This is a genomic window from Paenibacillus forsythiae T98 (assembly GCF_000520735.1).
GTDB classification, from domain to species: domain Bacteria; phylum Bacillota; class Bacilli; order Paenibacillales; family Paenibacillaceae; genus Paenibacillus_AQ; species Paenibacillus_AQ forsythiae.
On sequence record NZ_ASSC01000001.1, the window covers coordinates 1 to 322 of the forward strand.

Annotated in this window: 1 protein-coding gene; it reads right to left on the reverse strand. The window is 60.2% G+C overall.

Going from position 1 to position 322, the window contains the following annotated elements; all coding sequences use genetic code 11:
- On the reverse strand, positions 1-322 hold a 322-nt coding region (locus L692_RS32235; protein WP_036721047.1), incomplete at both ends, for a hypothetical protein.

Below are 322 nucleotides of genomic sequence, written 5' to 3' on the forward strand. Positions count from 1 at the left end.
GTCTTTCCGGTTTCAGACGCCGCCTTGCCGCGTTCTATAGACAAGCGTACTTCGATGTCCTCCGCCCGCACATTGCCGCCCAGACCTTCAATGGAATCTTCGAGTGAAAGCGCAGACAGCGGCACGATCAGCTCGGGCGTGCTGACGGTGAGGCGGCTGCCTCCCTGAAAGAGCCTGTTCCAGTCCGCTGCCGACAAGCCGTTTAACACAACGTCTTCCTTCCCGCTAACCTTGACCTGCAGGTCGGCCGCTTTATCGCCGGTTAGCCGTTTCAGCGCCTCGCCGTCCAGCTTGATCGCAAGCGTCGAAACGTCCCCCTGCT